The sequence below is a fragment of the Arenimonas oryziterrae DSM 21050 = YC6267 genome, from assembly GCF_000420545.1.
Taxonomy (GTDB): domain Bacteria; phylum Pseudomonadota; class Gammaproteobacteria; order Xanthomonadales; family Xanthomonadaceae; genus Arenimonas; species Arenimonas oryziterrae.
This window is the reverse complement of the sequence record NZ_ATVD01000005.1, coordinates 12,173-25,260: the sequence shown is the minus strand read 5'-3', so window position 1 is coordinate 25,260 and position 13,088 is coordinate 12,173. Positions and strand designations below refer to the sequence as shown.

Below are 13,088 nucleotides of genomic sequence, written 5' to 3'. Positions count from 1 at the left end.
TGCGCATCAGCCGGACACCATCGCGATCACGGCCGACAGGGCCGCCAATCCCAGGCACCAATAGCCGAGCAAGGCGACATTGCCCTGGGGGGCGACGCTGAGCACGGCTTGCGCCGGATGGGCCGGGTCGTAGTGCACGGACACGGTGGGATTGCGGTTGAGTTCTTCGGCGATATCGCGATGCTGGGTGTGATCGGCGCTTTCGCTGTAGCCGATCGCGTAGCGCGTCGAGTGGTAGGTGACGCCGCGCACCACATAGGAATAGCGCAACTGCAGTCGCCAGCTGCTGTAGCTGTCCGAACCGATGCCGGGGGACACGACCACCTCGCACTGTTCCAGCTTTCCTTCGGTGACGGGCCATTTCGTGGCCCGCAGCGCCTCGGTTGCCTGCTGGCGACCGCCGATCACCAGCGCGATGCCGGCCAACAGGAAGAGGATGACGAAAAAGATCATCTGCGACTCACCGGATCAGGACAGCGTGAATTTGCGGCCGTAGCCGAGCGGCCAGACTACCGTGAAGCGGGCGCCGCCTTCCAGGCGATACGCGGCCGTCACCCGATCGAGCAGGGCCAGCTTTTCCAGCGCCGGTTTCGATCGCCGGAACGCCGTCGCCGGATCGGCCGTCAGCATGAAAAGATCGATGTCGCGCGCGCCGGTGTCGTGGCCGTCGAGGCGCGCGAGCTCGCCTAGCGCTTCGGCCAGGGCACGCTCGAGCGCCGGCATCGTGTCCGGGCTCTCGATCGAGGCTTTGCGGAATCGCAGGACAAGTTGATATTGCATCGTCGCAGTCTAAGCCCTGCGCCCCGACCGCGGGATGGCGCGGATCACGCCGGCGGCAGCGGTTCGACCAGGACGGCCGAGCCGTAACACAGGACGTCGGTCAGGTCCGGCATCAATTCGGTCGCCGGGCAACTACAGCGTTTTGGTCATGAACACACTGTTCGGGTCGTCCGTGTAATCGCCGAACGGCCCGCAATAGCTGAAACCGAAACTTTCGTAGAGCGCCTGCGCCGGGCGGAACGCCTCCATCGATCCGGTTTCCAGGCTCAGGCGCGCATAGTCGCGCGATTTCGCGACCTCGATGATATGCGCCAGCACCGCGCGCCCGGCACCGGTGCGGCGCAGCGCGGCAGGCGTGCGCATGGATTTCACTTCGCCATGCCGGGCATCGAGTTCCTTCAGCGCGCCGCAGCCGAGCAGCTGCGCACCTTCCCACACGGACCAGAAGGTGATTTCGGGCTGCCGCAGCTTGTCCAGGTCGAGGGCATGCACACTTTCCGGCGGCGACAGTGCATGCATGCTCTGCAGGTGTTCGTTGAGCAGGGCATGGATTTCCGGACGCGACAGGTCGTCGACCTCGATCCTCATGAGGCGGAGGGGCGTCCGCCGTCGCTGTGCATCGCGCGCGCCAGCAACGCGATCGCCACCACGCCGGCGCCGATCGACACGCCGATCGCCGTGCCGGACCAGAAGCTCGAGCTCAGGCCGAGAAAATACGTCGCCTGGTGCTGCTTCTCGATCAGCAACGCGATCGGTGTGAGCACGGCGGGTACGAGCGCGATCAGGAGGTACTTGCTGTTGGGCTTGTTCATGGGAGGTCCGAGGGGGAGGGGGCTTGGCTTTCCACGTGCCGCGCGAAACGATCGAGGATCGCTTGCCAGCCCGCTTGTTGCTGTTCGATAGGGTGGGTGGTTTCTGCGTCGAAGGTTTCCCGCACGGTCACGCCGTGATCGCCGGGGATGAAGTCCACGCGCAGGGTCCGGTCGCCGAAGACCGCTTCGAGCCGCTCATGTATCACGACGGCGGTGTAGGTGCCCGCGAAGTCGAAGCCCATGCTGCCGTCCCGGGCTTCCATGCGTGAGGAGAAACCGCCGCCCACGCGCAGATCCACCGAGGCCTGCGTGGTATGCCAGTCGTCCGACGCGGCATTCCATTGTTTGATGTCGTCAGGTGTGGTCCAGGCGCGCCAGACGTCGGCGACGGGCGCGTGGATCGTGGTTTCAACGGTGATCTTCATGCGGCGATTCCCGGGCGCGAAGGCGTCAGGTCGAGGTTGCCCCAAAGGTTAACCAATCCCCGTTCGGCAGGCGAATGGAAAACGCGTGGGCGCCGTCCTGCCGACCGCGGCCTGCTCAGGCGCGCGCTTGCTCTTTCGCGTCGCCAGCGTTGTCGCGCTCCGCCAGGTACTTGCCGAACGAATAGCCCGACGCGGCGAGCCCGCAGGCGATCGCGACCGCGAGAAAACCGATGGCCATTTTCTTGAACATGGAGGGTTCCTGTCGGCGAGCACAAACCGGATCGGTTCGCGAGAAGGGTACGGCGATGTGGAGCGCAGGGGGTGTGCCCTAAGTCATGGTCTGCGTGGCGGCTTAACCCAGGTAGCGAGCTGCCAGGGAAAACGCGACGAAAAATGCCGTGATGATGCAGGCCAAGGCCGCAAGGCCTTTGCTCAGCCACCGCGGCCAGGTGTCGGGTGGGCGCGCGGAAGCCAGATAGAACGGCATTGCGAAGTAGCCGAGCAATACGATACCCACGCTTTGCATCGCGCTTAGCGCCTGTGGTCGGGCGCGGGCGTCGAGCGAGGCCCAATAAAAAATCACGCCCGCCGTAGCGACAAAGTGGAGGACTTCCAGGACGTTGCCTGCCCCCTCCTCGCCAATGGCAAGCCCCTGGCCCGCTCCGAACAGGGCATGCAGCACGATCAACAGAACAATCGCCTGGTTCGCCGACAGCGCATTCCCGGCGGTAGCAGAGGCTGGCGACACTACCAAAACCCCGCGTCTTCGCGTTCGCTGACCGTCTGGACGCAATGCTCGGCGATCCGGCGGATCAGGTCCTCCGGCAGTGGCTGGTCATAGGGAAGCTGAAGCATGTTCTGCGTGGTGCGGTAGGACTTCAGTTCCTCGCCAAAGGCGGCCAGGCTCGCCGCCGACGGGACGAAATTGACATGCGCCTTGTGCGCGGAAAATGCGAACACGAACCGGGGCTCGACGAAAAACGGATTGCCCCATTTGATCGCTTCCTGCGCGTTCGGTGCGACGCGTTTGAGCAGTGCGTAGAGGCGACGCAAATGCGGTTGGCCTTCGCGCGGAGCGGCCTGGAGGTATTCGGCGATCGTGGTCGGGCGCGGCATCGGCAGTCGGGCGCTCAGGGGCTCTTTTTCTTCGCGCACTTCGGCTGGTTCGCGGCGTTGTAGGCGATCGCTTCGCGGATGAGCGCTTTGAAAGCGGTCGCATCGACGTCTGCGCCTTCGACGATATCGATCGCGCGGCGGGTGTTGCCGTCGAGGCTCGCATTGAACAGGCCCTTGGGATCTTTCAGCGAGGCGCCCTTGGCGAAGGTGAGTTTCACGGCCTTCTTGTACGACTCGCCGGTGCACAGGATGCCGTCGTGCGACCAGACCGGCGTGCCCATCCATTTCCATTCCTCGACGACGGCGGGATCGGCCTCGTGGATCAGCTGACGCATTCGCGCCAGCGTGGTTCCGCGCCAGTCGCCGAGTTCGGCGATGCGCTTCGTAATTTTTTCCGAGGCCGCTGGGCCCGAGATGGCGTCCGACGTTTTCATGGGCATGCCTTGGAGGTTAGCGGGTGAGGGCTTTGAGCGTGGGTAGCATGCCCTGGGTCGTGTCGAAACAGACCTCGAACGGCTTTCCGGCGTTGTCCGTGAGGGAAAACCAGGAGTAGATCCGCACACGGTCGATGTTCGCCTCGTTCGGTGGTTCGCTGTAGCGGGTGGCCCGGCTCACGAGTTTCCATCCCGGCGACACGTCGTCCAGCCAAACATACTGCGAGCGGATCCGCGCTTCCCTGTTCTCGGCATTCGTCATCCCGACCGGGGCGTCGCAGGAGGCGCCGCGGCCGGTGTCAAAACTCACGCGCTGTCCCCCAGTCGCGATCGTGGCGGGCCGTCCGTCCGGATGCCGGTCGACGACGCCATTCGTCGATGCCGTCGCCGGTGCGACCGGCGCTACCGCCGTCGCAGGCACCGGGGCGGTGGCGGCGTGACTGTCCAGAAACGACTGGCAGAGCCCCGACTGATCCTGGTTGAAGGTGCTGGCGGGCAGCTGCGCGTTCGTGGTGGCTTCTGTCATGAATTCCTTGGCCCAGCGATCGATGTCTTCGCCCGTCGCGGCATTGCGCACGGCGATCGCCCCCAGGCGATCGACCAAGGCATTGAATCGCGCGGACTCGTTCGACAAGGCCGGGATCTTCGCCATCAGCAGATAGAACACCGCACAGCGTGTCGCTTGCCGGCTTTCGACGGCTGTTGCGGAAATGTCATCGGCCGCACGCAGCGTTGGCGGCGCGCACAGCACCGTCAAGGCGACGACGGTGGCAAGCAAAAACTTCATGGTGTCCTCGGGACAGGGCCGGATTCGAGGTCAGATGCTATCCGATTCCGACGCGGTCGCGCGCACTCTTCCACTCCACAGCAAGCCCGCGAGATATACGCCCGCCGTCACGTCGTAGCTGCCACAGAACGCAGGCCAGAACGACGGCACACCGGGGTTGGCGATGACCGCATCATGGAAAAAATCGAAAATGCCATGCCCGGCGAGCGCCACTGCCGTGATCCACAACGAGCTCCGGAAGCCCACGACAGCGAGGGAAAGAAACACCGCGCCGGCCAGCACTTCGTGCACCAGGGTCTGCGTGGACGCACCCATCACCGCGAACAAGGCGTAGTACGCCGCGACGACAATCGTCACCACCGGATAGAACGCCCGGTCACGATCCAGGCGAAGTGCAGTGGCGAATATCCCTACCGCGACGGCGAGCAGGAAACCGACGAGAGCAGCCATGGGGATCCTCCGGGAGGCAGCTGACGCAATGGCGTCAGTGTAGCGCCGTGAACGGGGACCGGCGGAGAAGCGCGACCGGTCGACGGCAGCTCAATCCGGAATTTCCGGCTCGACCAGAGTCGCCAGCTGCGCCAGCGATTCCTGCCAGCCCAGGTAGCACATCTCGACGGGGATCATCTCGGGCACGCCTTCCTGCACGATGTGAAGTTCGGTGCCGCAGGCGACCTTGCCCAGCACGACGGTGACCTGCATTTCGCCGGGCAGGTTCGGGTCATCGAACTTGTCGGTGTAGCGAAGTCGCTCGCCGGGCACGAGCTCGAGATACTCGCCGCCGAACGCGTGGCCATTGCCGGTGGTGAAGTTCGCGAACGACATTCGGAATGTGCCGCCTACTCGGGCGTCCAGATGGTGAACCTTGCAGGTGAAACCGTAAGGCGGCAGCCATTTCGCCAAAGCTTCGGCGTCGAGAAAGGCGCGGTAGACGCGATCGGGCGGGGCGCGCAGAACGCGGTGGAGTCGCACGGTGCCGGTGGGCATGGGTCGTTCTCCTACGGGGGGCGATGAAAAGTCAGGCCTCTGCAGACGGCGCGGGCTTGGGCGGCAGCGGTTGCTGCTCGATGCGTTCCAGTGCCTGATCCAGGCAAGCCCAGTCGGGCGCGCTCGCGGCCCAGATGTTCATGTTCGGACGAATGGACGAGGGCTCGTCCAGATTGCCCGCGCGCAGCACGCGGAACTGCGGTCGCGCGGAGGACCTGGCGAGAACATGCGTGCCGCAGGTCGCGCAGAACTGTCGCGAGATCTCGTTGCCGCTGTCCGCGGTCTTGAGGAATTCGGAGAGCGTGCCGGACACCGTCAGCGCATCCGCCGCGACCAACAGGTTCACCGTTCCGTTCGCCGCGAGATGCTGGCAATCCCGACACCAGCACACACGCACCGCCAACGGCTCCGCACTCAGCGTGAAACTCACAGCGCCGCACAAGCAGCGGCCAGTTCTTTCAGTCATGGTGCTCTCTCGCAGTCTGAGTTGGATTCTGGAATGAGGCCGTTACAAGGCCGTTGCTTTCGAAGAGTTTATTGCCCTGCCGGCGGCTCCCAGAGCTCGACCTTGTTGCCCTCGGGGTCCATGACCCAGCCGAACTTTCCGTATTCGGAGTCGTCGGCCTTGTCCAGGACGTGGCAGCCTTCGTCACGCAGCGCCTGCAGCAGGGCGTCCAGATCGTCGACGCGGTAATTGACCATGAAGGTCGCTTGGCTCGGCGCGAAGTGCTTGCCATCGTCGGCGCCGATCGACCACGCGGTTGTCCCGGGGGTCGGCTTGCCGTCGGCGTCGACCCAGTCGAACGCGGCACCTCCCCAGGACTGCACATCGATGCCCAGATGCTGCTTGTACCAGGCTTGCAGCGCCGCCGGATTCTTCGCGCTGAAGAAGATGCCGCCGATTCCCGTGACTCGCTTCATGAGCGTCTCCGATGTGGGGTCTGGAGCCAGTGTACTGCGCCGGCAGGGTCGCGCTCAGTATTCCCGGGGCCAGAGGATCATGGCAAACAAGCCGCCCAGCAGGACGCCGAGGATCAGCGCGAGTGGCGCCCAGAGGATCGCCGTCATGCCCACGAAGGTGCTGATCGGGCCGGTCAGGTGATCGAGGATCAGCCAAGGCAGGCAGGTCAGGCCGATCACGATGAGGATCGCGCCGAGGACGAGCAGGAGTTTGCGCAGGAGTGGGGGCATGGTCTAAACGAGAAAAAGAGCCGGGCCGAGAATCGGCGCCGGCTCGAGAGAATTCTTGAACGCGACCGCGCTCATGCCAGCGTATGCGCGCCGGTGGAGAAATAGCCGCCGGTCGTTTCGTAGTTCACCGACTGGCTGGACGTGAACAACTGCGCCAAGGCCGTGAACTGCGTGGGCGTCACGAACAGCTGGGTCGTGGTGTTGGTGTTCTCCAGGGTGTAGTAGACCCAGAACTTCTTGTCGCTGTGCCGGTAGCCGAAGCTGTAGCTCTCCACTTTCTTCCACGCCATGTGCCTGCTCCTGATGGGTTGGATCTCAAAGGGCGGGCGCGGAAAGTCGCGTCGCAATGCCCCGTTCAAGTAGACGGGAATCGCGGGGATTTCCGTCCATGCGCGGAACCACAGGTGCTACTTCGCGTCCTCGTTGCCCGATCGATCCCGGGTCGGCAGGGAATCACGAAAAACCTCATACGTCTTCCAGGCCGGGACGGGCGGTGTGTAGTCGGGGCGGGGCGCGTAAGTCGAGTGCTCCACCAACTGCATCTTGTGCAGATAGCGCGGGCAGTTCGGGAAGATTCTTTCGGCCGTGACACGCACTACGAACACGCAACCTGGCAATTCCGCGCAAAGCGGATCGTCTTGCACGACCACCGCCGTGCCGTTCACGCGCAGCCGCTTGGGCTGTTCGAAATCCAGGAACAGCAGTCCGACCTGGGCATTGACGAGCACATTGCCCCAGCTGCGGTACATGCCATTGCCGTCGTAGTCCGGGATCGCGAGCGTGTGGTCATCGACCACGCGCACGAATCCGGGCAGGCCGCCTTTGTAGGAACAGTCCGGGCTGCCGTGATCGTCCGCGGTCGCGATGAAGAACATCGCCGAGCGCGCGATGAACGCGCGATCTTCCTCAGTGAAGGCGGTACGCACGACCACCTGTTCGAGACGGTCTGCCAGCACGCGGGTCTCGCGCGCATCCTGCAGCCGCCGCATCCCTTCGTGATACATCGGATCGTGAGTCATACGTCCTCCGTCAGGCCTTAGTCGCCACCCCACTGGCACCGGGTGAAGTCGCCCAGGTTCGTGAGGCGTGCGCGTTGCGCGTACGATCCCGCCGAGGATGAATCACCGACGAGCACGTGGAAGCCGGAAAGCTCCGCCGTGGCGCTCGCCTGCCAACAGTCGGCGTTGCCCAGGCGTTTCGGCGGAACGAGGTGCACGGGCGGCATGGCCTCGTCGAGCTTGATGCGTTGGAAGTTGGCGTTGAAGAACTTCCCGGTGCGCAGGAAGGTTCTTTTCGCCGGCCGAAACTCCAATACCCCACCATCGTTAGGTTCGAACCGAACCAGGCCCCGGACACGGAGCGTTCCGGTGAGCGCGATCGCGCCGTAGACACGGGAATGATCCAGGGATACCGGAGCCGACAGGCGAGTCACGCGTCGACACGTTGTATCACTCGCGCCATCTCGCAGGAAAAGCTGGGTGTCGCCGCGAATGGACCGGATGACCAAGCCCGCCGGCAATGTTGCTGTCAGGTGCGTTGGCGCCACGTCGCACCGGTCGCCCTTGCCGCAGTCCACGACGACACAGTCCTGGGCCAGGGCGCACTGCGACGCAAGGGCAAGAACGCCACAAAGCCAGAGGGGTGGATTCATCGGAGCCATTCCTGAAGTCTTGCCGCGCGGCCCGCGGCCCAGCGCTACGTCGAATGCACGATACCGAGCAACCACCGTCCATGCCACCCCAGGAGCACGAGCCACAGGACGAGGATAAATGCCGCCGCCGGATAGCTGACCGGCTTCTGTGACGCCCGCTGCGCCTGCGCGCGCGACGATTCAACGATGTCCGGTGGCGTCAGCCGGATCACCCATGCCAGGCCCAGCGGAATCAGGATGAGATCGTCCAGGTAGCCGATGACCGGGATGAAGTCGGGGATGAGGTCAATCGGACTCAGGGCGTAGGCCGCGATGAGCAGGGCCAGCAGGCGCACCGGCCAGGGAGTCTTCGGGTTGCGCGCCACGAAGTAGATGACCAGGGTCTGCTGCTTCAGCGCGCGCGCCCACGTGCGCAAGGACACCCGGGTCATGGCGTTCGCCGCCGCCCGCCACCGATGTTCAGGACGCGCCCTGCGTCGCGCCAACCGGACGGCCGTCACGACAGTCGATGCGCAACAACTGGTCGCCCGTCAGGCCGTACTTGGGCGTGGTCGTCTGGTAGTCGCCGAAGCCCGCCTTCGACCGGATGAGGGTCAGGCGGGTGCCGTCCCGCGGATCGGTCATCGGGTTGCGGCAATCTGGACCGGCGGGCTCCGACAAGGCCCCAGAGGCCGCGTCGAACACCAGGAAATGATCCGGCGTGCCGGAAATGACCGACGGATCGGTCTTGGACGGCCAGCCTGTGCTCGCGCACGCGGTGACGATCACGCAGGCCAACAGGGCGATGCTCACGGCTTTCATGGACGGCTCCTTGCGGGTTAAGCGGTGTGTCGAGAACGAACAGAAAATCCAGTGATCCGTGGCGGCAGCGATTCGCGCCGCCTGACCGACGCGCGCATCTAGGGCTCGCGAGCAGTGTCGGGATGTCTGGCGAGTTTCTCACGTTCCCGCTCGCGGCTCAGTTGCAGTTTGCGCAGCCGGTCGAACCGCTCCTGGCGCGAAATGTGGGGGTTGGGTGCGACAGTGACCGAGCCATCAACGTTCTCGGTAACGAGGTCGCCGACCAGCCGGCCGTCCGCGATGTGCTGGCGAAGCGTATCGACTTCCACAGGCCGGTAGTCGGGATTGGCAGGTTCGATCAGGTGCTTGCGCGGAACACGCTTGCGCGGCAGAAATCCCGACAGGCTGCCCCAGCCGTTCCGACTGCTGAAAAAACATTTGATGTAGGGACGCGCACCATCGCCGGGTTCGAAGTCTTCCGCTAAATATTGGCGCTCATCAGGCGTCAGTTCGCGAACCGAGCCATCCTGGTTGACGTACACGAATTCGTCGGGGTTTCGCATCGGCGGCGTGGAAACGGTGTTTGGCGCAGGGGCCATGATAGGTCCAAGAAAGTCAGGGTTCGGGTTTCGAACTTCCCGACACCTGTCGGCTCCAACGATCGCGCGCCGAGCCGAGCACATCCTGCATCTGCGCAAAAATGACTTCGACGACCTTCGGGTCCTTGCCTTCGGCCGTACGGAACTGCAGGTCGCGCTGCAGATCTTTTAGCGAGTAATAAAGCGTTCTCTCGTGTAGCCAAAGTTCACTGGGCTTGCGCAGGCCCTCGATCGACGTGACCAGGCCGACGGCGGCGGTGGTCAGCACGATGGCGATATTGCTGGGCCGTTGCAGTTCGGGCATGGCCAACGCCAGTCCGGCGAGGGCCGTGGACAGGGCCGTCAGCGAAAAGACGATGTAGCGCAGTCGGCGATGCAGGCGCTTATGCGCCGTGGATTCCCTTTCGAACCACGCGATGTGATGGGCCAATTGCTGTTCGAGGCAGTCTTCTTTGCTCATCGTCGTGTCCTCCTGCAGTGGGGGTGCTGATGGCTTACGCACCGGTGACCAGCGCCTTCCAGAGAATATAGAAACCGATACCCAGAACCAGCCCGCCGATGCCCAGTCCCACCAGGGCGCCCTTGCGGAAAGCGCCCGAGGCTTCGCCGAGCAGGTGTTCGTCCGGATCGTCCAGGGTCATCGCGTAAAGAAAGAACGGCGCGGCCGAGACGATGAGGACCCATTTCGGGGCATCGAATTCGCTCGCCACCCAGGGCGGAATGACCAGCAGCGCCAGCACGATGATCTTGAGCATGAGGGTGTTTCGTACTCCGTGAGACAGTACTGCGCTCAGTGACAGGCGACCCGGGTCGCTGGGCCATTGCTCAGGAAGAAAAAAGCCAGGATCAGCTCCTTCCCGTCCTTGTCGCGCCCGCGATAGACACCGACCGGCTTCTGATCGGGCGTCCCCGCCGGCCATTTCATGCTGACGCCGTCGAGCAGGCGCACCTGAAACCCTTTGGACAGGTCACGCAGCTCCTCGGGTGTCGCCGTCTTCATGGGCAGGGTTTCGCCTTGCATCCGCAGCTCGAATTCGGAGGGCGCCGTGGCCCGGATTTCAAATCGCTCCGACCTGCCGCTGCCCCCGCCGTCGAAAGCCGAGAATTTCGCGACGTAGCACCCGACCATCGATCCCGCGGGGCGCGTGTCCACGCGGGTTTGACGGCTCGCCGGCGCGCACGGACGGTCCTGATACGACGTGTGTCCACCGACGCTGCACTTGTACAGGTCGGCGGCCTGGGCCGCACCGGACAGGAAGCCGAGCCAGACAACCAGCAGCAAAGCGGACTTCACATCAAAAATCCAAAGGCCAGAAACGGAATGGCGACCGTGGCCAGGCCGAGGATCATCGCCGGCATCAGACCCGACGGCGATGGCGAGGCACAGAGAGGCGAGGTCGTGGGTCATGACCGTGCGAACGACTCGTCAGCGGCGCGTCTGTTCGATGCCATAGCGCATGGCATCGGCGAGGGTACCGACATCGATGTTCTGCAAGGCCTTGAACTTGATGCAGTACCCGGTGACGCTGGCCTGGCCGATCTTCTTCCCGAATTTTTCGACCAAGGCCTTCTTGTCTTTCAAGCCCATGATGTAGACCGAGATGCCGGTCGTGTTGGCACTGGTGCCGATCTGATAGAACTCCCGGCTCTTGCCGCCGGCGAGGGGCATCGTCTGAACGCCATAGCCGATGTTGGGGTTGGCCACCGTCTTGCCGCTCTCATCCTTGCCGTCAAGAAACCATAGGCGGCCGTTCGGCATGATCTCAAGAACTAGGTCGTGAAGCGCCTGAAGATCGCTTCGCTTGGGCTCTGGTTGCGCGGCGATATAGTTCTTGATCTGCTCGGCGACGCTCATGTCCAAGGCTCGAAGCAATCGTAGTTGCGTTGCGACTGGATGCGACCGTTCTCGATCCGGAAAAACATGGCGAAATGTGCCCTCATTTCCGTTCCTGCCGCGACCGACCCGAAGCCCGTGGCAAGCGTCGCCGACCATGTCGCCTCGACGGCAACGTGCTCGCCTGCGGCCAGCTCGGAGACAATAGCGTAATTCTGGGATCGCAAGAGGTTGGGAACCAGCTCGGCGCGACGCAAGAGCGTGGCCAGATCACTGCGGCCCCCCTGCGGGTTGAGCCGATTCGGAAGTTCCACCTGTACCGCATCGGTCGTGAAGAACCGGGCCAGGTTCTCGCCTGTCGCGGCCGATTCCAGCGCCTTCAGGTATTCCCGGATTAGCTGGATGTTTTCCTGTTCTCGCGTTGCCATGGGATCTCCTTCCTGGGTGCGTGTGGTGCATGACGGTGGAATCAGCTTGCCGCCACCGCCCTATGCTCCGTCCCGGCGCCGGGCGTCAGAAACAGCACGGTGGGGGGGGGGGGACGGTAGTCCTGGCGGTGTGCCAGAGGTTTCTCGGCACCAGAACATACGCGCCTGGCTCATCCAGTGCTATGGCGTGTTCCTGGCCGGATTCGTCGAGCCCGACCGTCATCGCCGCCGACAGCAGCAGGACCAATTCTTCGCCGGCGGGATGTCGCTCCCACGTCGCCCAGGACTCGGAGAAGGAGAAGGCACTCATGAGCCGGCCTTGGTCCAACGAAGGCCGTCACTGTCGCCTCCGTTCGGGTCCAAGGGCTGAATTTGGTGGCGGCCGCGTCGCAGCTTGTAAGGGCCAACGTCTGTCTCGTTCGTCGTATTTGGCTGGGCTCAATCGTGATCGGCATCGGGTCGCCGTTGCGCCACGTGCCACAAGACGCCTGCGGGGTCGGTCACATAGGCAACGCGCAGTCCCCAGGGCTGCAAGGCGGGGGCTTTGGGCGCACCGACGCCGAAGCGCCTCGCCAGGTCCAGAGATTGAATGTGGCGCCACCACAGGTCGAGGTCATCGACCATGAGCTGCATCATGAAATTCTCGGCCCAGTCCTTCTGATAGTAGGGCTGGAGCAGGAACTCGCCGCGCCCCATTCGGAAGATGGCCACGCTGGCGTCGAGCAGCTTCTCAAAGCCCAGCGCCTCGTAGAACTTCTTGGACAACTCAAAATCCTTCGCCGGCAGGAACGGCCGCATGAATTCGGTGCCAGCGGGAAGGGTGCTCATTTGCAGTCTCCAGCAGCGTTATCGAAATTCGGAATCTTCCTGCGCTCGGGTGTTCCTGACAAACACTTGCTCAATCAACGACAAACAACGTCGCACCCAACTCAGTGGACGAGCGATGTGGCTCCGCGTTGTCTGCGACCTGGTAAGACATGCCCGGCGTCAGCGTGAACTTGCGACCATCTTCGAGTTCGGTGTCGAGCCGGCCGGAAAGGCACAGGAGGATATGGCCTTTGATGCACCAATGATCGGCGACATAGCCCGGCGTGTAGTCGACCATGCGAACGCGAACGGAGCCGAACTGTTGCGTACGCCAGAAAGCCGAGCCGCGCTCACCCGGGCGCTCGGTTTTCTCGATCGCCGACCAATCGGTGGTTCCGAAGGGGATGTTTGCCATTTGCATGGAGGCTTCTCTCCGGGGAGCAGTCTTGTCGTGCTT

At 63.6% G+C, this 13,088-nt stretch carries 28 protein-coding genes; all 28 read right to left on the bottom strand.

Annotated elements, in window-relative coordinates:
* Positions 1-6 precede the first annotated feature (6 nt).
* Entirely contained in the window at positions 7-453 is a 447-nt protein-coding gene (locus G467_RS0112155) for a DUF3592 domain-containing protein (protein ID WP_022970014.1), read from the bottom strand.
* Between the two features lie 15 nt (positions 454-468).
* Positions 469-780, bottom strand: a complete 312-nt coding sequence (locus G467_RS0112150; RefSeq protein ID WP_022970013.1) for a hypothetical protein — start codon at positions 778-780, stop codon at positions 469-471.
* 132 nt (positions 781-912) lie between these two features.
* Positions 913-1,368 carry a GNAT family N-acetyltransferase gene (locus G467_RS0112145; RefSeq protein ID WP_022970012.1) on the bottom strand — a complete coding sequence of 152 codons (456 nt, stop codon included), beginning with the start codon at positions 1,366-1,368 and terminating at the stop codon, positions 913-915.
* Positions 1,365-1,592: a hypothetical protein gene (locus tag G467_RS0112140; protein WP_022970011.1), complete on the bottom strand. Its 228-nt coding sequence runs from the start codon at positions 1,590-1,592 to the stop codon at positions 1,365-1,367. The genes G467_RS0112145 and G467_RS0112140 overlap by 4 nt, the downstream gene beginning before the upstream one ends.
* Complete coding sequence (locus G467_RS0112135) at positions 1,589-2,017, bottom strand: SRPBCC family protein (RefSeq protein WP_022970010.1); 429 nt, start codon at positions 2,015-2,017, stop codon at positions 1,589-1,591. The genes G467_RS0112140 and G467_RS0112135 overlap by 4 nt, the downstream gene beginning before the upstream one ends.
* 115 nt (positions 2,018-2,132) lie before the next feature.
* Positions 2,133-2,267 (bottom strand): hypothetical protein, encoded by a 135-nt coding sequence (locus G467_RS18430; protein WP_022970009.1) that lies wholly within the window; start codon positions 2,265-2,267, stop codon positions 2,133-2,135.
* A gap of 102 nt (positions 2,268-2,369) precedes the next feature.
* Positions 2,370-2,705, bottom strand: a complete 336-nt coding sequence (locus G467_RS0112125; RefSeq protein WP_155844896.1) for a hypothetical protein — start codon at positions 2,703-2,705, stop codon at positions 2,370-2,372.
* Between the two features lie 59 nt (positions 2,706-2,764).
* On the bottom strand, positions 2,765-3,133 hold the full coding sequence (locus G467_RS16665) for an iron chaperone (protein WP_022970007.1): 369 nt from the start codon (positions 3,131-3,133) through the stop codon (positions 2,765-2,767).
* A gap of 14 nt (positions 3,134-3,147) precedes the next feature.
* Positions 3,148-3,567 carry a DUF1801 domain-containing protein gene (locus tag G467_RS0112115; protein WP_026802640.1) on the bottom strand — a complete coding sequence of 140 codons (420 nt, stop codon included), beginning with the start codon at positions 3,565-3,567 and terminating at the stop codon, positions 3,148-3,150.
* Between the two features lie 16 nt (positions 3,568-3,583).
* Positions 3,584-4,345, bottom strand: coding sequence for a hypothetical protein (locus G467_RS0112110; protein WP_155844895.1), 762 nt, complete (start codon positions 4,343-4,345; stop codon positions 3,584-3,586).
* A 39-nt stretch (positions 4,346-4,384) separates the two neighbouring features.
* On the bottom strand, positions 4,385-4,804 hold the full coding sequence (locus G467_RS0112105; protein WP_022970005.1) for a hypothetical protein: 420 nt from the start codon (positions 4,802-4,804) through the stop codon (positions 4,385-4,387).
* 90 nt (positions 4,805-4,894) lie between these two features.
* The gene (locus tag G467_RS0112100; protein ID WP_022970004.1) at positions 4,895-5,341 is read right to left on the bottom strand and encodes an SRPBCC family protein; all 447 of its coding nucleotides are present in this window, start codon (positions 5,339-5,341) and stop codon (positions 4,895-4,897) included.
* Positions 5,342-5,372: 31 nt separating this feature from the next.
* On the bottom strand, positions 5,373-5,807 hold the full coding sequence (locus G467_RS0112095) for a GFA family protein (RefSeq protein WP_022970003.1): 435 nt from the start codon (positions 5,805-5,807) through the stop codon (positions 5,373-5,375).
* 68 nt (positions 5,808-5,875) lie between these two features.
* Entirely contained in the window at positions 5,876-6,262 is a 387-nt protein-coding gene (locus G467_RS0112090) for a VOC family protein (protein ID WP_022970002.1), read from the bottom strand.
* A 54-nt stretch (positions 6,263-6,316) separates the two neighbouring features.
* Complete coding sequence (locus tag G467_RS0112085) at positions 6,317-6,532, bottom strand: hypothetical protein (RefSeq protein WP_022970001.1); 216 nt, start codon at positions 6,530-6,532, stop codon at positions 6,317-6,319.
* A gap of 71 nt (positions 6,533-6,603) precedes the next feature.
* On the bottom strand, positions 6,604-6,822 hold the full coding sequence (locus G467_RS0112080; RefSeq protein WP_022970000.1) for a hypothetical protein: 219 nt from the start codon (positions 6,820-6,822) through the stop codon (positions 6,604-6,606).
* A gap of 117 nt (positions 6,823-6,939) precedes the next feature.
* On the bottom strand, positions 6,940-7,551 hold the full coding sequence (locus tag G467_RS0112075) for a pyridoxamine 5'-phosphate oxidase family protein (protein WP_026802639.1): 612 nt from the start codon (positions 7,549-7,551) through the stop codon (positions 6,940-6,942).
* A gap of 17 nt (positions 7,552-7,568) precedes the next feature.
* Positions 7,569-8,183, bottom strand: coding sequence for a hypothetical protein (locus G467_RS0112070; protein WP_026802638.1), 615 nt, complete (start codon positions 8,181-8,183; stop codon positions 7,569-7,571).
* Between the two features lie 44 nt (positions 8,184-8,227).
* Positions 8,228-8,614, bottom strand: a complete 387-nt coding sequence (locus G467_RS16660; protein ID WP_022969997.1) for a YkvA family protein — start codon at positions 8,612-8,614, stop codon at positions 8,228-8,230.
* 28 nt (positions 8,615-8,642) lie between these two features.
* Positions 8,643-8,984 carry a hypothetical protein gene (locus G467_RS0112060; protein ID WP_022969996.1) on the bottom strand — a complete coding sequence of 114 codons (342 nt, stop codon included), beginning with the start codon at positions 8,982-8,984 and terminating at the stop codon, positions 8,643-8,645.
* Positions 8,985-9,082: 98 nt separating this feature from the next.
* Positions 9,083-9,562: a hypothetical protein gene (locus tag G467_RS0112055; protein WP_026802637.1), complete on the bottom strand. Its 480-nt coding sequence runs from the start codon at positions 9,560-9,562 to the stop codon at positions 9,083-9,085.
* A gap of 16 nt (positions 9,563-9,578) precedes the next feature.
* The gene (locus G467_RS0112050; RefSeq protein ID WP_022969994.1) at positions 9,579-10,022 is read right to left on the bottom strand and encodes a DUF4231 domain-containing protein; all 444 of its coding nucleotides are present in this window, start codon (positions 10,020-10,022) and stop codon (positions 9,579-9,581) included.
* 34 nt (positions 10,023-10,056) lie between these two features.
* The gene (locus G467_RS16655) at positions 10,057-10,317 is read right to left on the bottom strand and encodes a hypothetical protein (protein WP_022969993.1); all 261 of its coding nucleotides are present in this window, start codon (positions 10,315-10,317) and stop codon (positions 10,057-10,059) included.
* A 35-nt stretch (positions 10,318-10,352) separates the two neighbouring features.
* Entirely contained in the window at positions 10,353-10,970 is a 618-nt protein-coding gene (locus tag G467_RS0112040) for a DUF4124 domain-containing protein (RefSeq protein ID WP_022969992.1), read from the bottom strand.
* An 18-nt stretch (positions 10,971-10,988) separates the two neighbouring features.
* Positions 10,989-11,417 carry a DUF1801 domain-containing protein gene (locus G467_RS0112035; protein ID WP_022969991.1) on the bottom strand — a complete coding sequence of 143 codons (429 nt, stop codon included), beginning with the start codon at positions 11,415-11,417 and terminating at the stop codon, positions 10,989-10,991.
* Complete coding sequence (locus tag G467_RS0112030; RefSeq protein WP_022969990.1) at positions 11,414-11,824, bottom strand: nuclear transport factor 2 family protein; 411 nt, start codon at positions 11,822-11,824, stop codon at positions 11,414-11,416. Before G467_RS0112030 ends, G467_RS0112035 begins: the two co-directional genes overlap by 4 nt.
* Positions 11,825-12,262: 438 nt before the next feature.
* Positions 12,263-12,652, bottom strand: a complete 390-nt coding sequence (locus G467_RS0112020; RefSeq protein WP_022969989.1) for a VOC family protein — start codon at positions 12,650-12,652, stop codon at positions 12,263-12,265.
* Positions 12,653-12,722: 70 nt separating this feature from the next.
* Positions 12,723-13,046: a DHCW motif cupin fold protein gene (locus G467_RS0112015; protein ID WP_245559075.1), complete on the bottom strand. Its 324-nt coding sequence runs from the start codon at positions 13,044-13,046 to the stop codon at positions 12,723-12,725.
* Positions 13,047-13,088: the final 42 nt, after the last annotated feature.

What these genes read in the sequence shown, in the direction of transcription:
- G467_RS0112155 (WP_022970014.1), bottom strand. Translation starts at nt 453, where the DNA reads ATGATCTTTTTCGTCATCCTCTTCCTGTTGGCCGGCATCGCGCTGGTG.
- G467_RS0112150 (WP_022970013.1), bottom strand. Translation starts at nt 780, where the DNA reads ATGCAATATCAACTTGTCCTGCGATTCCGCAAAGCCTCGATCGAGAGC.
- G467_RS0112145 (WP_022970012.1), bottom strand. Translation starts at nt 1,368, where the DNA reads ATGAGGATCGAGGTCGACGACCTGTCGCGTCCGGAAATCCATGCCCTG.
- G467_RS0112140 (WP_022970011.1), bottom strand. Translation starts at nt 1,592, where the DNA reads ATGAACAAGCCCAACAGCAAGTACCTCCTGATCGCGCTCGTACCCGCC.
- G467_RS0112135 (WP_022970010.1), bottom strand. Translation starts at nt 2,017, where the DNA reads ATGAAGATCACCGTTGAAACCACGATCCACGCGCCCGTCGCCGACGTC.
- G467_RS18430 (WP_022970009.1), bottom strand. Translation starts at nt 2,267, where the DNA reads ATGTTCAAGAAAATGGCCATCGGTTTTCTCGCGGTCGCGATCGCCTGC.
- G467_RS16665 (WP_022970007.1), bottom strand. Translation starts at nt 3,133, where the DNA reads ATGCCGCGCCCGACCACGATCGCCGAATACCTCCAGGCCGCTCCGCGC.
- G467_RS0112115 (WP_026802640.1), bottom strand. Translation starts at nt 3,567, where the DNA reads ATGAAAACGTCGGACGCCATCTCGGGCCCAGCGGCCTCGGAAAAAATT.
- G467_RS0112105 (WP_022970005.1), bottom strand. Translation starts at nt 4,804, where the DNA reads ATGGCTGCTCTCGTCGGTTTCCTGCTCGCCGTCGCGGTAGGGATATTC.
- G467_RS0112100 (WP_022970004.1), bottom strand. Translation starts at nt 5,341, where the DNA reads ATGCCCACCGGCACCGTGCGACTCCACCGCGTTCTGCGCGCCCCGCCC.
- G467_RS0112095 (WP_022970003.1), bottom strand. Translation starts at nt 5,807, where the DNA reads ATGACTGAAAGAACTGGCCGCTGCTTGTGCGGCGCTGTGAGTTTCACG.
- G467_RS0112090 (WP_022970002.1), bottom strand. Translation starts at nt 6,262, where the DNA reads ATGAAGCGAGTCACGGGAATCGGCGGCATCTTCTTCAGCGCGAAGAAT.
- G467_RS0112085 (WP_022970001.1), bottom strand. Translation starts at nt 6,532, where the DNA reads ATGCCCCCACTCCTGCGCAAACTCCTGCTCGTCCTCGGCGCGATCCTC.
- G467_RS0112080 (WP_022970000.1), bottom strand. Translation starts at nt 6,822, where the DNA reads ATGGCGTGGAAGAAAGTGGAGAGCTACAGCTTCGGCTACCGGCACAGC.
- G467_RS0112075 (WP_026802639.1), bottom strand. Translation starts at nt 7,551, where the DNA reads ATGACTCACGATCCGATGTATCACGAAGGGATGCGGCGGCTGCAGGAT.
- G467_RS0112070 (WP_026802638.1), bottom strand. Translation starts at nt 8,183, where the DNA reads ATGAATCCACCCCTCTGGCTTTGTGGCGTTCTTGCCCTTGCGTCGCAG.
- G467_RS16660 (WP_022969997.1), bottom strand. Translation starts at nt 8,614, where the DNA reads ATGACCCGGGTGTCCTTGCGCACGTGGGCGCGCGCGCTGAAGCAGCAG.
- G467_RS0112060 (WP_022969996.1), bottom strand. Translation starts at nt 8,984, where the DNA reads ATGAAAGCCGTGAGCATCGCCCTGTTGGCCTGCGTGATCGTCACCGCG.
- G467_RS0112055 (WP_026802637.1), bottom strand. Translation starts at nt 9,562, where the DNA reads ATGGCCCCTGCGCCAAACACCGTTTCCACGCCGCCGATGCGAAACCCC.
- G467_RS0112050 (WP_022969994.1), bottom strand. Translation starts at nt 10,022, where the DNA reads ATGAGCAAAGAAGACTGCCTCGAACAGCAATTGGCCCATCACATCGCG.
- G467_RS16655 (WP_022969993.1), bottom strand. Translation starts at nt 10,317, where the DNA reads ATGCTCAAGATCATCGTGCTGGCGCTGCTGGTCATTCCGCCCTGGGTG.
- G467_RS0112040 (WP_022969992.1), bottom strand. Translation starts at nt 10,970, where the DNA reads ATGACCCACGACCTCGCCTCTCTGTGCCTCGCCATCGCCGTCGGGTCT.
- G467_RS0112035 (WP_022969991.1), bottom strand. Translation starts at nt 11,417, where the DNA reads ATGAGCGTCGCCGAGCAGATCAAGAACTATATCGCCGCGCAACCAGAG.
- G467_RS0112030 (WP_022969990.1), bottom strand. Translation starts at nt 11,824, where the DNA reads ATGGCAACGCGAGAACAGGAAAACATCCAGCTAATCCGGGAATACCTG.
- G467_RS0112020 (WP_022969989.1), bottom strand. Translation starts at nt 12,652, where the DNA reads ATGAGCACCCTTCCCGCTGGCACCGAATTCATGCGGCCGTTCCTGCCG.
- G467_RS0112015 (WP_245559075.1), bottom strand. Translation starts at nt 13,046, where the DNA reads ATGGCAAACATCCCCTTCGGAACCACCGATTGGTCGGCGATCGAGAAA.